Genomic DNA, 15,475 nt, shown 5'->3' on the forward strand with positions numbered 1-15,475 from the left:
TACATATTTATCGCAGTACGCACATCACGCTTACCTAAAGTTTGGGCCGACGTTTATCAAAACTGCCCGACAAGGAAGCCTGTAATGTCCCATCTCTTCACATCACTCGATCCCTCAGACCACGACGCCGTCAAAGTCTCGGATATTGATCCACCTGATTTGGCTGGAGCCGATCAGGAGATAGCCGACTTTATTCGCAGTAACGCTGCGTCGACCGAAAAGGAGCAACGCCCCCGATCAGCCAACAAGCGTGAACGGGTCCTGAGGGCGCTTGATCGGCATTATGGACCGCTGCGCCTTGGCCAATTTACGGTCAGCCGTGTAGAGCTTCACCTAATGGAAGCGTTGGTACACGGCAAGCCTCTGGACATCGACAACACCAACTTTCGCCAGCCAAGCCAGGCATTCATTGACGGCTTGCAACTGAACCCGACTGATGTTGAAAGGCGTATCCGGGCGAGCGGCAACGTTGGTGACTACACAATACCGACCCTGCTGTTCGAAATTGCCACCCATCGCTCGGTCAGCGCACCACCCCTGTTCAGCGAAGCACAAAGCACCCACACGCAAAAAATCGACAGGCTTTTGCGCTCAGCCCAGAAACTGGACATTCGCGATACCCGCTTACCCGAAAATGTCCCCGGTTGGGTCAACAAGCAAAAAAGCCAGGTCGCGAACAGCATGGGGGTCGGGCTGCAAGCATTCGGTATCTACAGTGGCTTGATGGGCATCAGCGATGCCATCAAAAAAGGTGATCGTACCGAAGCGGCCGTCAGTGCTGGCGCAGTGGTAACGGAGCTTGGCTCGCTGATCATTGAGCGAGGCCTGGTGAAAACCGCCCAAGAGTTGATTGAAAACAGCGCCCACATCTACCAGGGCTTTGCCAAGACCCGATTTGGTCTACACCTGTCGCGCGGCGCAGGATTGATTGCAGGTGCGTTAACTCTCCCCTTCGACATCTATTTCGCGATAAATGCGTTGAACGAGGCTTCCCTGACTACCGGCAAGCAGGCCCTGGACCATTACGTCGCTGCTGGCGTGAACCTGACCAGCGCCGCATTGACGCTAATTCTCGGCACAGCCGCCCTGGCAGGCTTCGCCCACGCCGGCCCACTGGGAATCGCAGCAGCAGCCATTCTGATCACCGGATCCCAGATCTACAGCGCCGTTCGCCAGGTAGACGACATCGACGACTATATCGAACTGAGCGCCGACGAACGCCTTGTCACTGGATTTCTTGCGTTTCTGAACCAAAGCCCACCGCAACGCATTCAGGAGCGCTTCGACATCGCCTTCACCAAAGACCAGCACTCGAAAATGCTCACCAACAGAGCCCGAAGATGGCTCGACGGGCAAATGAAGGACAGTGTCGAGGCCATTGTGAATGGCAAGGCAGAGGTGTCTCTGAAGGCCGCTCAGGTGTATTGGTTCAAGCAGGATAACCAAGGAGGTGACTCAATAGACTCCGAGGAAATCAAGGTGCCAATGATTCAAGACGCAGACGACACCATTGACGCCCGCAACGGAGTGCCTGCGGAACTTTCCGGGGTGGTGAAGGGAACCGTCGGCGAATCGAAGGCGACGCTCTGGTTACTGGGCGGCGGGAAAGACACCGTTATCGGCATCGAACAAAAACCCAACCATTTCAGCTACGGTACAGGCACTAAACACCTGACCGGTGGCGCAAAGGACGATCATTTCCTGTTCGAGGGAGCCTCACAGGCACTCAAGACTCTGCGGCGTACTGAACCTCTTAATTATGTTTTCGGGGGAGGCGGCAACGACACACTGGTGTTCCATGGCCAAATGGATAGCCGTGACCAAACCGCCTACAGCGGTTTTTTTATCGCCCTGGATACAGGTTGGGTACACGTGCGCGGCGACTCTATGCATGATCCCTCGGCGCTCCACGCCGCGCTGGAAAGTATTGAAAACGTCGCAACACTGGCCGGCGCCAACAGCGTCGTACAAGGGTCAGATAGTGCAAATCGCATCGTTTCCAGAGGCAATGATCAAATCAACGCAGGTGCTGGCGATGACGCAATCTACCTGATGAGCGGCTATGGGGAGGCCGCGGGCGATGCAGGAAAAGACCAGTATTTCATCGCTCACAAAAGCGGTGCGGTCACTCTCAGGGAGAACGCGGGAGAAGAAAGCGTGATCATCATGGACTGGTCGCTTGAAAACATTCTCCAATGGTTCGTTGACGACACCTCATTGGTGATCCTGTCGCGCTGCGGAAAAGATGGAGAATGGCCAGACAGTCAGCTGATCATCAAAGACGTTTATAAAAAAGTGGCGAACAAGCGCGTGTTTCAAGAGCAGAAACTGCATTTCTTGACCCAGGATGGATTTCAACTCACCCCCGACTTTCCTGATGAACTGGACGGCCCCGGCAATCACAGCATTGAAATTTTGATGCTGACAACGGGCAAACAGCCAACACCTCTGATTATCAGCCATCGCTCACATGAAATGTCTGACACCAGACACTCAAGTTATTTCATCGACCGCGATTTCGACATCAGATCTTTCACCCTTCAAAAAACAAACTCCAACACGGTAAAAACCCTCTATATCGATTGCGACAGCACGGAAATAACCGAAGCGCGAGCCAGTTACACCGTTCGAGTGGACAACCAGCACAGCAATCACTATCTGACGTACAGCGATATTAACCTTGAACTAACGCTGCAAAGAAAAACCATAACCTTTCGTGACATGGCAGCCTCTGCGCCAGGCGGTTACTTCAACATCAAAGATACGTCTTACAAGGTCAAAGAGCTGGTATTGAACCAGGCGATAAACCTGACGATGCGCGACGGTGTGTCTTACAAAATTCAAGCACCCTCGCCCGACTACGTTAATGATGTAAAAAGCCCTGGCGTCAAACAATTGAGCGGATGGCAAATGCTGAAAAAGCGGGCGGGTAACTATCTATTCATTGATCCGCCAGACAGCAGCCCCATCTTGCTGCCCCCTCGTCCACAGCGTATCGATTTCCCGTTTCAACTGCGCAATACGGTGGTGTCGCTTGAGGGGAGCGGCTCCACCTATCATGTGTATTTCGCCGCTGACGCCATTCTGCGAATTTTCACGCCGGGTGCATTCACAAAAACGTCCGACGCTTCGACCTGGTATTTCCACTCAAGAGACGACCACCCTGGCTTTATACGATTATCGAAAGGCAAGTTGATGGCCGGACGCAATCTTATTATCCACCTCCCAGACTACAAGGACGAAAACGTTCCAGTTGAAGTGTTATATGTCATTACTCCATCAGGTGACACTTATGCAGTCGACCTCTTATTCGAGCAGGTCTATATGCACTCAAAAAAAAAACCAACCCCTATGAAACTACATAATTACCACCCACAACACTGCAACCCGATGGATATTCACTTCAGTTTAATTGAGTGCTTTATTCGACCCGCTTTAACTTGAAAACACCCAAATATTTAATTGCTATTAATGGAGCAAAAAAGGCATGAAGCCACCAAGAAAAGTCCCAAGGCCCGGCACCCCGGACACAGACCAACCTGTTAGAAACAACGGAGCCGAGGACGGTTTACCACCCCGGTTCAACTTGCCTGATTCCAGCACTCCCGGACCTTCCATCGAATTGCCGGGAAGCCGACGACCTGAAGTAGACGCGGACAATACTCCGCAGCAACCCCAGATTATGGTGGTCGACATTTCCACACCCGGGCCGGCCGTCATCCCCCCCACCAGCACCACATCCGACATCAACTTTCTGCCTTCCATGCTGGTACCGAGATTATCCGCGCCCGATGCCAACGGATTACGGCATGGCCAACGCAACGCGACGTATGCAGAAGTTGAAAATGAAGGCGTCACACTGGTGCGACGTAGAGATGACGGCGAGTACCAGGCCTCATCGGCCAGTGAGCTGAAAGCTTCAGGTCCGATACTTGAAAGAATCGCTGGTACAGGATTCTGGCGCAGGAAAGATACGGGTATTGCCGACGACCCTGGTCGCAACCCGCAGCCCGGAAGTTCGACAGACGAACAACCCGGACCCAGCACGTCCAAGCGGCCACGTTTGGATGAAGACGCCAACCTATTGGCCGAAGAGTATCCCCTTCTCTCAAACCTGCTCGCACAGCCCTCTTCTCCCATAGACCTGTCTTCTGCACTATGGAAAAACTGGGGGAGTTCGACAAAACCCCAATCGGCAGAGTCCCTTGAGATCAACGGCCTTCACTATCGAGTCGTGCCCCCGGGATCTCTGCGCAGCACTGAAATCGCCTTTCTTCAACACCCTCGGTTTTCACCCTCGCGTTATGACGACTTCGAACAGATGCTGCATGACGATCCATCGTTGCAACCCCGATGGGCCGTGAGAAAAAATGGTCAGTGGGAAGTGTTGGACAACCCCCTTCCATTCGAAAAGAGCTTGACCGCTTATGTCGCTGAAACCTTCAGGGATTTCTCGGATGCTTCGTTAAATGACGTTGCAAGAAGCGTGTTCAACCAAGCCGATCATTCCAACGTCATCAACGCCTCAGGCCTTATGGTCTTGAAGCAGACCTTTCGCAACTGGGCGGATCCAAGCACTGCCCGCATCCCGCGAAGGGAACTGGCCGACCCGCTCCTGATGCTGCCGGTCATTACCAGAACGACCGACACTGGCTGGTTGGCACTGACGCCTTCCGATGCCGCTGGAACATTGCGACGGCTGGATTTCGCCCCACACCACTTCTCCACGGAGTGGAACAATTACACCGCAACCCCTTCCAACTACAACCTCAAGCGGCTAGTGGGCAGCGTGCTGGTGCGCAACGGCTATGACGTTTTTCCGCTGACGCACGAACACCGCGGCCCCACGCTGGTTTTCACCCGAGCTAACCACGATGCGGTTTTCTTCATGAAACTCGGCCGCGTTGACGGCCATGCGATCAGAGACATCACCCCACCGGGCAATGAGCTTTCCGACCCGCACCTTACAGCCCGGATTGGCGAGCGAGCCCGAACCACACTGCTCACCGCTTACGACCAGAACAAAGTGATATGGCTGCTGGGCGGCACCCAGACAACCAGTTCCGGATGGCAGTCGGTGTTCATCATCAGAGAAGGCTGACAGCCACCCGTGCACTCGCCGGCCATACCGGCGAGTGCACGGGCTCACAGAAAAAAAAGCCCGCAGTGTGAGCGGGCGAAAGACCAAAGAAGCTATATGCGCAGTCGCTTCCAGGGTGAGGCAGCTGCTTGGGGGATCAGCTGCCGCGATATGTCGAATAGCTGTAGGGCGAAATCAGCAACGGTACGTGGTAATGATCCTGTTCCGCCGAGATGCCGAAACGCAGCACCACCACATCCAGGAACGCAGGTTCTGGCAATTGAACCCCACGGGCGCGGTAGTAATCGCCCGCATGAAACTGAACCTGGTAGACACCGGTGCGATAGTCATCGCCTTGCAGCAGTGGTGCATCGACACGGCCATCGCTGTTAGTTGTCGCAGTGGCGACCAATTCCAGGTGCGAACCTTCAACGCGGTACAACTCGACCTTGATCGAGCTGCCCGGGCAACCGTGTGCAGCGTCCAAAACGTGTGTAGTCAAACGTCCCATTGATTCTGCGCGCCTGCCTGCGAGGAAGCAGTCAGACCTCGCGCCTCCCGAAGTCAGTTAAAAGGAGACCGCACCGTTTCGGACCACGAAAAGATGCGGCGAGCGATTGATTAAGACACTTTTCAAAAAAATTGTACACAATAAAAGCGACATTTTTACGATCAGCGCTTTCATCGACTGAATTCCTGCCAATTTGCTGCCAAACCACACTATAGCTGGACCTCACAGCCGTTAGCTGACCGACCGGGCAAATTTCTTGCAGGCTCATCCTGGTAGCACGTGAAGATGACCGTTAGCGAAAAATGCAAAAAATCAGGCTTACAAAGTGAATATAAAGTTGTATACAATCAGTCCATCGCTGTGACGCCAGCCTCACTCAACATTCGCCGGCGCATCACACAACCTGTCAACACGAATAAGAAGGAAGACTGCAGTGAGCGCTGACTACCCACGCGACCTGACCGGTTACGGCAGTAACCCTCCGCATCCACACTGGCCGGGCAATGCTCGGATCGCCCTGTCCTTCGTGCTCAATTACGAAGAAGGTGGCGAGCGCAATATCCTGCACGGCGACAAGGAATCCGAAGCGTTCCTCTCTGAAATGGTCTCGGCGCAGCCCCTGCAAGGCGCGCGCAATATGAGCATGGAATCGCTTTACGAGTATGGCAGCCGCGCCGGTGTCTGGCGGATTCTGAAACTGTTCAAGGAATTCGACATTCCGCTGACCATCTTCGCCGTGGCCATGGCCGCCCAGCGTCACCCTGACGTGATCCGCGCCATGGTCGATGCCGGCCACGAGATCTGCAGTCACGGCTACCGCTGGATCGACTACCAGTACATGGACGAAGCCCAGGAACGCGAGCACATGCTTGAAGCGATCCGCATCCTGACCGAAATCACCGGTGAGCGTCCGCTGGGCTGGTACACCGGCCGCACCGGTCCGAACACCCGTCGCCTGGTGATGGAAGAAGGCGGTTTCCTCTACGACAGCGATACCTACGACGACGACCTGCCCTACTGGGAACCGAACAACCCGGCCGGCAAGCCGCACTTGGTGATCCCGTACACTCTGGACACCAACGACATGCGCTTTACCCAGGTCCAGGGTTTCAACAAGGGCGACGACTTCTTCGAATACCTCAAGGATGCGTTCGACGTGCTGTACGCCGAAGGCGCCGAGGCACCGAAAATGCTGTCGATTGGCCTGCACTGCCGCCTGATCGGCCGTCCGGCGCGTCTGGCTTCGCTCAAGCGCTTTATCGAATACGCTAAAAGTCATGAGCAGGTGTGGTTCAGCCGTCGCGTCGACATTGCACGCCACTGGCACGAAACCCACCCGTACCAAGGGGCCGCGAAATGAGCGCCTTCCAGACATTGAAACCATCGACCCTGAGCCGCGACGCCTTCGTCAACGCCTTCGCCGACATCTACGAACATTCGCCATGGGTGGCCGAAAAGGCCTTCGACCTGGGCCAGGACGCTTCGATCGACCAGATCGAAACCCTGCACCAGCGCATGAGCGACATCCTGTTGAGCGCCGATCACGAAAGCCAACTGGCCCTGATCAACGCTCACCCGGACCTGGCCGGCAAAGCCGCCGTCCAGGGGCAACTGACCGAAGCCAGCACCAATGAACAGGCTGGCGCCGGTATTCACCAATGCACGGCCGAAGAGTTCCAGCGCTTCACCGAGCTGAACGACGCCTACAAGGCCAAGTTCAAGTTTCCCTTCATCATGGCGGTAAAAGGCAGCAACCGGCATCAGATCCTCGCAGCGTTCGAAACGCGCATCCACAACCCGGTCGACACCGAGTTCAAGTGCGCGCTGGCGGAGATCAACAAGATTGCCCTGTTCCGATTACTGACCCTATAGCGATCCTGGCCCGAGTTCATTCAAGAACGCCGAACGAACCCAGGGCCCCGAGAGCATCCCAAGCCAACTTATTAAAGGCAGACAAGAAGAATGAAAGCTTACGCCGTACCTTTCGAGAAGTTCGTCAACCTGGCCGACGCCCGTCTGGGCACCAAAATCATCTCGGTCACCGATGACTGGTTCGCAGACGCCAACCGTCTGTTCCAACCGACCCCGGCCGTGTGGAAGGAGGGCGTGTTCGATGACAACGGCAAGTGGATGGATGGCTGGGAATCGCGCCGCAAGCGCTTCGAAGGCTATGACAGCGCAGTGATCCGCCTGGGCGTGCCCGGCTCGATCAAGGGCGTGGACATCGACACTTCATTCTTCACCGGCAACTTCCCGCCATCGGCTTCCCTGGAAGCCTGCTTCCTGGCCGAAGGCGAGCCGAACGAAAATACCCAGTGGGTTGAAGTGCTGTCCGCCGTCGAGCTGCAAGGCAACAGCCATCACTACCACGAAATCAGCAACGACCAGGCCTTCAGCCACCTGCGTTTCAACATCTACCCGGATGGCGGCGTGGCCCGTCTGCGTGTGTACGGCGTGCCGTTCCGCGACTGGTCGGAGGTTGGCGACAACGAACAGGTCGACCTGGCTGCTGCCCTGAACGGCGGTCGCGCCCTGGCGTGCTCCGACGAACACTTCGGCCGCATGAGCAACATCCTCAACCCGGGCCGCGGCATCAACATGGGCGACGGCTGGGAAACCGCGCGTCGTCGTACCCCTGGCAATGACTGGGTGATCGTCGCCCTGGGCCATGCCGGTGAAGTCGAGAAAGTCATCGTTGACACCCTGCACTTCAAGGGCAACTACCCGGATAGCTGCTCGATCCAGGGCGCGTTCGTCAAAGGCGGCACCGACAGCCAGATCGAAACCCAATCGCTGTTCTGGCGCGAACTGCTGCCAAGCCAGAAGCTGGAAATGCATGCCGAACACACCTTCGCCGAGCAGATCAAGGCGCTGGGCCCAATCACCCACATCCGCCTGAACGTGTTCCCGGACGGTGGTGTGAGCCGCCTGCGCGTCCTGGGCAAGGTCGCTAAATAAAGGCAGATGAAAACCTGTAGGAGCCGGCTTGCTGGCGATGGCGCCAGTGAGGCCGCTATCGCCAGCAAGCCGGCTCCTACAAAAGCTACACAACAACGAATTCGGATAAGAAGAACAGCATGCGCACACTGACGATTGAACCGCTGACAAAAGAAGCCTTCGCCCCTTTCGGTGACGTGATCGAAACCGACGGCAGCGATCACTTTATGATCAACAACGGTTCGACCATGCGCTTTCACAAACTGGCGACGGTCGAAACCGCCACGCCAGAGGACAACGCGATCATCAGCATTTTCCGCGCCGACGTGCAGGACATGCCGCTGACCGTCAGCATGCTGGAGCGCCATCCGCTGGGCAGCCAGGCTTTCATTCCGCTGCTCGGCAACCCCTTTCTGATCGTGGTCGCGCCACTTGGCGATGAACCTGTATCAGGCTTGGTCCGCGCCTTCGTTACCAACGGCAGGCAGGGCATCAATTACCATCGCGGCGTCTGGCACCACCCGGTGCTGACGATCGAAAAGCGGGATGACTTCCTGGTGGTTGATCGCAGTGGCACAGGCAATAACTGCGATGAGCATTTTTTCAAAGAGGATGAACGTTTGATCCTCGCCCCCCACCAATAAGAGAAGGTCTGATCACTCGACAACAAGAGTGACAGGCGAGAGGTAAAGACTGTGGAAGCACATCTGTTGGAATGGCTGAACCTGAGCGTGCGCTGGGTTCATATGATTACTGGTGTGGCCTGGATCGGCGCATCGTTTTACTTCGTCTGGCTGGAGAACAACCTCAATCGGGTCAACCCGAAAAGCGGTCTGGCCGGTGATTTGTGGGCAATTCACGGTGGCGGTATCTACCACCTGGAAAAATACAAACTGGCCCCACCGACCATGCCGGACAACCTGCACTGGTTCAAATGGGAAGCCTACTTCACCTGGATGTCGGGTATCGCGCTGCTGTGCGTGGTGTTCTACTCCAACCCCACGCTCTACCTGCTGGCTCCGGGCAGCACCCTGAGCGGCCCTGAAGGCGTGGCCATCGGTCTGGGCTCGCTGTTCATCGGCTGGTTCGTCTACTCCTTCCTCTGCGACTCGGCCCTGGGCAAACACCCTGCCCTGCTCGGTGCAATCCTGTTCGTGCTGATCATCGGCGCGGCCTATGGCTTCAGCAAGGTGTTCAGCGGCCGTGGTGCGTACCTGCACGTCGGCGCGCTCATCGGCACCATCATGGTCGGCAACGTGTTCCGCATCATCATGCCGGCGCAACGGGCACTGGTCGCGGCCATCGCCGAGAACCGCACGCCGGACCCGGCACTGCCAGCCAAGGGCCTGCTGCGTTCACGCCACAACAACTACTTCACCCTGCCAGTGCTGTTCATCATGATCAGCAACCACTTCCCGAGCACCTATGGCAGCCAGTACAACTGGCTGATCCTGGCCGGGATCGCGGTGCTGGCGGTGTTGGTGCGTCACTACTTCAACACCCGCCATGACAGCCACAAGTTTGCCTGGACCCTGCCCGTGGCAGCGGTGGGCATGATCAGCCTGGCTTACGTCACCGGCCCTGCGCCGATGAACAGCCCTGAAGTGGCCAAGGCGCCGGCGAAGATCGAATACCAGCCACTGCCGGAAACGGCGTTGGGCGGTGGTTTGAAACCGGCAGAAGCAAAACCTGCAGAAGCTCCGGCAGCCGCACCGGCGCAAGCGTCCAACGCAGGCCCTGGCTTCGACAAGGTGCATAGCGTGATCCAGGAACGTTGCGCCGTCTGCCACTCCGCCAAACCGACCAGCCCGCTGTTCAGCGCGGCCCCGGCCGGTGTGATGTTCGACACCCCTGAGCAGATCCGCCAGAACGCTGCGCGGATCCAGGCTCAAGCCGTCGCCACCCAGATCATGCCACTGGGCAACATCACCCAGATGACCCAGCAGGAACGTGACCTGATTGGCGCCTGGATCGTTCAGGGCGCTCCGACCAATTAAGCAATAAAAGCATCGCCAGCAAGCCGGCTCCTACGGATTTATCCACCCAAAGCCTGTAGGAGCCGGCTTGCTGGCGATCAACCGCGCAGCGGTTGCCTGATGCAAAAAATCACAAGAATAAAAAGATCCGAGGTGTTGCATGTCCGAGCTATCCCAAGCACGCATCCCCGACGCACCCGCCATTCAGCGTTTACCCCTCTTGCAACTGATCCTGGTTGGCCTGCAACACGTTCTGCTGATGTACGGCGGAGCCATCGCGGTGCCGCTGATCATCGGACAGGCCGCTGGCCTGAGCCGTGAAGAAATCGCCTTCCTGATCAACGCCGACCTGCTGGTCGCCGGCATCGCCACCATCGTGCAATCCCTCGGCATCGGCCCCGCGGGTATCCGCATGCCGGTGATGATGGGCGCCAGTTTCGCCGCCGTCGGCAGCATGGTCGCGATGGCGGGAATGCCCGGTGTTGGCTTGCAAGGGATCTTCGGCGCCACTATCGCCGCCGGATTCTTCGGCATGTTGATCGCGCCGTTCATGTCAAAAGTCGTACGCTTCTTCCCACCACTGGTGACCGGCACGGTTATCACTTCGATCGGCTTATCGCTGTTCCCCGTGGCCGTGAATTGGGCCGGCGGTGGCGCTCAGGCCACTCAATTCGGCTCCCCGATCTACCTGACCATTGCCGCGTTGGTGCTGGGCACCATCCTGTTGGTGCATCGTTTCATGCGCGGGTTCTGGGTCAATATCTCCGTTCTGATCGGCATGTGCCTGGGCTACGTGCTCTGCGGCCTGATCGGTATGGTCGACCTCAGCGGCATGGCCCAGGCGCCTTGGCTGCAATTCGTCACCCCGCTGCATTTCGGCATGCCGAAGTTCGAATTGGCACCGATCCTGTCGATGTGCCTGGTGGTGGTGATCATTTTTGTCGAGTCCACCGGGATGTTCCTCGCGTTGGGCAAGATCACCGGTCAGGATGTTTGCCCGCGCATGCTGCGACGCGGCTTGCTGTGCGATGCCGGTGCTTCGTTCTTCGCCGGTTTCTTCAACACCTTCACCCATTCCTCGTTCGCGCAGAACATCGGCCTGGTGCAAATGACCGGCGTGCGCTGCCGTTCGGTGACCATCGTTGCCGGTGGGTTGCTGATCGTCCTGAGCCTGCTGCCCAAGGCCGCGTTCCTGGTGGCCTCGATTCCACCGGCGGTGCTCGGCGGCGCAGCCATTGCGATGTTCGGCATGGTCGCCGCCACCGGGATCAAGATCCTGCAGGAAACCGACATCGGTGACCGTCGCAACCAACTGCTGGTGGCGGTGAGCATCGGCATGGGCCTGATTCCTGTGGTGCGCCCGGAGTTTTTTGCTCACCTGCCGATGTGGATGAGCCCGATCACCCATAGTGGTATCGCCATGGCCACCCTCAGCGCCCTGACGCTGAACCTGTTGTTCAACATCCTTGGCGGAGCCGAACGCGCCGCCGCCAACGACTGTCACGCCCACTGACAGGCAAAGACACGAAACCCTGTAGGAGCGAGCCTGCTCGCGATGGTCGCTAACGATAACGCGTATTTGTTGGATAAACGCGGCGCCTTTTAGTCCATCGCGAGCAGGCTCGCTCCTACAGGGGCCGGGGTTGCCTGCGCCTTGAACAATATAAAAACAAGAAGGAGCAACAGATGATTCGGACACAGACAAGCATGCTGTTGGGCGCTGGCCTTCTGGCCGCCACCCAGGCCATGGCCGGGGATTTACTGCTGTGGCAGACCAACAGCCTGAGTTACCTGTATGGCAAGGATTTCGTGGTCAACCCGCACATCCAGCAGACAATCACCTTCGAACACGCCGACCGCTGGAAGTACGGCGACAACTTCATGTTCATCGACAGCACCTACTACAACGGCGAGAAAGACCGGAACAAAGGCGTCCACGCTTATTACGGCGAATTCAGCCCGCGCCTGTCGTTCGGCAAGATCTTCGATAAAAAACTGGAGCTCGGCCCGATCAAGGACGTGTTGCTGGCCATGACCTATGAGAATGGCGAAGACGACACCGAGGCTTATCTGATCGGTCCCGGTTTTGATCTGAAAGTGCCCGGCTTCAATTTTGTCACCCTGAACATCTACCAGCGTTTTACCGAGGGCTCGCGACCCGGCGATGGCGTGTGGCAAATCACACCGGCCTGGTCCTACACCCTGCCTCTGGGCAATTCGAGCCTGTTGATCGATGGCTACATCGATTGGGTGACGGACAATGACCAGAACTCGCACGGCACCTATCACGCCAACCTGCACTTCAACCCGCAGGTCAAATATGACCTGGGCAAAGCCTTGGGTTGGCGTGAGAAGCAGGTGTATGCCGGCATCGAATACAGCTACTGGAAAGACAAGTACGGCATCGAAAACACCAGCAACTTCGACACCAATGAAAACACCACCAGCCTGCTGGTGAAGGTGCATTTCTAGGATGGCCCGCAACCGTGCCCCAAACCTGTCGTCGGTGCGCTGTTGCGGGGCACTTGAGACCTGGCCAAGGAGTCAGTATTCTCCGCGGCCGCCTGAATCCGCTTTAAAAAAAAGCCCGGATTTAATTCCTGACCAGAAAGCCAACTTATCCCGGCTCTGGACGGTACCAAGGCATCCCCAAACACCTCTCAATCGACTGTTTTTGAGCAGCCGAGCGGGAGTTTTTTTGTTTTTTGAAACCTTGGCGCAGCACTTGCTGACAGCACTGAAGCTGACCGAATGGATGACTTTTTTACCGCTTGAGAACAAGACGCCACACCAGAGCGTCGACCTTAAAAAAATACCGTTTCACCACTACTTTTTGGAGCAACCGAATGAAACGCACGTGCACTAGCCTGATGCTGGCGGGATCAATGCTGGCGGGGGGCCAGGCCATGGCCGGCGACTTGCTGCAATGGCAGAACAACAGCCTGACCTACCTCTATGGCAAGGACTTCCAGGTCAACCCGCGCATCCAGCAGACGGTGACCTTCGAACACGCTGATGGCTGGAAATACGGCGACAACTTCTTCTTCGTCGACAAGATCTTCTACAACGGCAAGCCAGACGCCTTCGCCGGCAACAATTCGTACTACGGCGAATTCAGCCCGCGTCTGTCGTTCGGCAAGATCTTTGATCAGAAGCTGGAGTTCGGCCCGATCAAGGACGTGCTGCTGGCCATGACCTACGAGTTCGGCGAGAACGACACCGAGTCCTACCTGATCGGTCCAGGCTTTGACCTGGCAATCCCGGGCTTCGACTACTTCCAGTTGAACTTCTACAACCGGCATACCGAAGGCGACCGTCCGGGCGACAACGTCTGGCAAGTCACCCCGGTCTGGTCCTACACCATCCCGATGGGTCGTTCGGACATGCTCATCGACGGTTACATGGACTGGGTCGTCGACAATGACGTGAACAGCAAAGGCGAGTATCACGCCAACCTGCACTTCAATCCACAGATCAAGTACGACTTGGGCAAGGCTCTGAATCTGGGTGCGAAGCAGTTGTACGTCGGTGTCGAATATGACTACTGGAAAAACAAATACGGTATCGAAGACAGCGAGGGCTTCAAGACCGATCAGAGCGTGACCAGCTTCCTGGTCAAGGTTCACTTCTGATTTGAAATTAAAAGATCGCAGCCTGCGGCAGCTCCTACAGGGAACGCATTCCAATGTAGGAGCTGCCGCAGGCTGCGATCTTTTGCCCTATGGCAACCCGAGAAACCGGCACAACTCGTCCTTCTTGGCCAACGCATCCCGCCGCCCCAGGTCAATCAACTCGCTGCAATACCCCGCCTCGAACAGCAAATAACTCAACACCCCTGCCCCACTCGTCTTCGTCGCCCCCGGCCCGCGCAGGAACAGGCGCAGCGCCGCCGGTAATTCCTGACGGTGACGTGCGGCAATCTCATCGATCGGCTGGCTCGGCGAAATCACCAACACCTCCACAGGCGCCACCCCCAGCGTACGGATCGGTGCGCCATCGGGCATGAGGTGGCTGAACTGGTTCAAGCGCTGCAAGAGCTCAATATCGCTTTCCAGACTGTCAATGAACGTACTGTTGAGCATGTGCCCGCCAATCTGCGCCAGGGTTGGCTGTTGGCCGGTGTAGGCACGTTGCAGCGGTTGCTCAGGATCGATGCCACGCGGGTTGCCGCTGACACCCACCACCAGTACACGGCTGGCGCCCAGGTGCAGTGCCGGGCTGATTGGCGCCGATTGGCGCACCGCACCATCGCCGAAATATTCCTCACCGATTTTCACCGGGGCGAACAACAGTGGAATGGCCGAACTGGCGAGCAGATGCTCGACGGACAATTGGGTAGGAACGCCGATTCGACGATGACGCAACCAGGCATCAATGGTGCCGCCGCCCTGATAGAAGGTGACAGCTTGCCCGGACTCGTAGCCGAACGCCGTGACCGCCACCGCATGCAATTGCTTTTGGGCGATGGCTTCGGCGATACCGTTCATGTGCAATTTATCGTTGAGCAAACCGCGCAACGGAGCACTGTTGAGCAGCGCCACGGGGACGTGTGCGCCAAGGCCGAGCAAACTGTGACTGACAAAGCGACTGGCCTGGCGGATCACTCCAGGCCAGTCGCTACGCAACACCAGATGACTGCGAAAGCCCTGCCAGAATGCAGTCAGGCGCTGGATAGCGTCACGAAAATCCATCGCCCCACTGGCCAGGCTGACCGCATTGATCGCCCCGGCGGAGGTGCCGACAATCACCGGAAACGGATTGTCCGCACCCAATGGCAAAAGTTCGGCTATCGCCGCCAGCACACCGACCTGATAGGCCGCCCGAGCCCCACCGCCGGAAAGAATCAACCCTGTAACCGGTTCAGCAGGACTCATGCACAACGCTCCATGCCGCTTGATGGGACTTCATTGCTCCAACCTCTTCCTTGTAGGAGCGAGCCTGCTCGCGATGGTGGTCAACGATAACGCTGGC

At 57.1% G+C, this 15,475-nt stretch carries 13 protein-coding genes; 11 read left to right on the top strand and 2 right to left on the bottom strand.

Going from position 1 to position 15,475, the window contains the following annotated elements:
* Positions 1-84 precede the first annotated feature (84 nt).
* Both ABTV22_RS21445 and ABTV22_RS21450 read left to right on the top strand, forming a co-directional pair.
* The gene (locus ABTV22_RS21445) at positions 85-3,444 is read left to right on the top strand and encodes a calcium-binding protein (RefSeq protein ID WP_433736477.1); all 3,360 of its coding nucleotides are present in this window, start codon (positions 85-87) and stop codon (positions 3,442-3,444) included.
* Between the two features lie 43 nt (positions 3,445-3,487).
* The gene (locus ABTV22_RS21450; RefSeq protein ID WP_433736478.1) at positions 3,488-5,101 is read left to right on the top strand and encodes a hypothetical protein; all 1,614 of its coding nucleotides are present in this window, start codon (positions 3,488-3,490) and stop codon (positions 5,099-5,101) included.
* 136 nt (positions 5,102-5,237) lie between these two features.
* On the opposite strand, the gene uraH is transcribed toward ABTV22_RS21450, so the two are convergent.
* Positions 5,238-5,591: a hydroxyisourate hydrolase gene (gene uraH, locus ABTV22_RS21455; protein ID WP_433736479.1), complete on the bottom strand. Its 354-nt coding sequence runs from the start codon at positions 5,589-5,591 to the stop codon at positions 5,238-5,240.
* A gap of 433 nt (positions 5,592-6,024) precedes the next feature.
* Here uraH and puuE point away from each other — a divergent pair, with 433 nt between their 5' ends.
* From puuE to ABTV22_RS21500, 9 genes are all read left to right on the top strand, one after another.
* Positions 6,025-6,951 (top strand): allantoinase PuuE, encoded by a 927-nt coding sequence (gene puuE, locus ABTV22_RS21460; protein ID WP_433736480.1) that lies wholly within the window; start codon positions 6,025-6,027, stop codon positions 6,949-6,951.
* Positions 6,948-7,463 (top strand): 2-oxo-4-hydroxy-4-carboxy-5-ureidoimidazoline decarboxylase, encoded by a 516-nt coding sequence (gene uraD, locus ABTV22_RS21465; RefSeq protein WP_433736481.1) that lies wholly within the window; start codon positions 6,948-6,950, stop codon positions 7,461-7,463. Before puuE ends, uraD begins: the two co-directional genes overlap by 4 nt.
* A 90-nt stretch (positions 7,464-7,553) precedes the next feature.
* Positions 7,554-8,549 (top strand): allantoicase, encoded by a 996-nt coding sequence (gene alc, locus ABTV22_RS21470; protein ID WP_433736482.1) that lies wholly within the window; start codon positions 7,554-7,556, stop codon positions 8,547-8,549.
* A gap of 119 nt (positions 8,550-8,668) precedes the next feature.
* Positions 8,669-9,172, top strand: coding sequence for an ureidoglycolate lyase (locus ABTV22_RS21475; RefSeq protein WP_433736483.1), 504 nt, complete (start codon positions 8,669-8,671; stop codon positions 9,170-9,172).
* 51 nt (positions 9,173-9,223) lie between these two features.
* Positions 9,224-10,525: a urate hydroxylase PuuD gene (locus tag ABTV22_RS21480; RefSeq protein WP_433736484.1), complete on the top strand. Its 1,302-nt coding sequence runs from the start codon at positions 9,224-9,226 to the stop codon at positions 10,523-10,525.
* A 139-nt stretch (positions 10,526-10,664) separates the two neighbouring features.
* On the top strand, positions 10,665-12,017 hold the full coding sequence (locus ABTV22_RS21485; protein ID WP_433736485.1) for a nucleobase:cation symporter-2 family protein: 1,353 nt from the start codon (positions 10,665-10,667) through the stop codon (positions 12,015-12,017).
* Between the two features lie 173 nt (positions 12,018-12,190).
* Entirely contained in the window at positions 12,191-12,976 is a 786-nt protein-coding gene (locus ABTV22_RS21490; RefSeq protein WP_433736486.1) for an outer membrane protein OmpK, read from the top strand.
* Position 12,977: 1 nt separating this feature from the next.
* Positions 12,978-13,370 (top strand): hypothetical protein, encoded by a 393-nt coding sequence (locus ABTV22_RS21495; protein WP_433736487.1) that lies wholly within the window; start codon positions 12,978-12,980, stop codon positions 13,368-13,370.
* Positions 13,351-14,136: an outer membrane protein OmpK gene (locus ABTV22_RS21500; RefSeq protein WP_433736488.1), complete on the top strand. Its 786-nt coding sequence runs from the start codon at positions 13,351-13,353 to the stop codon at positions 14,134-14,136. Before ABTV22_RS21495 ends, ABTV22_RS21500 begins: the two co-directional genes overlap by 20 nt.
* Positions 14,137-14,223: 87 nt before the next feature.
* On the opposite strand, the gene ABTV22_RS21505 is transcribed toward ABTV22_RS21500, so the two are convergent.
* A complete protein-coding gene (locus tag ABTV22_RS21505; protein ID WP_433736489.1) occupies positions 14,224-15,378 on the bottom strand; it encodes a patatin-like phospholipase family protein in 1,155 nt (384 codons plus the stop codon).
* Positions 15,379-15,475 lie beyond the last annotated feature (97 nt).

It is taken from the genome of Pseudomonas putida, assembly GCF_050990305.1.
Lineage (GTDB): Bacteria > Pseudomonadota > Gammaproteobacteria > Pseudomonadales > Pseudomonadaceae > Aquipseudomonas > Aquipseudomonas putida_AH.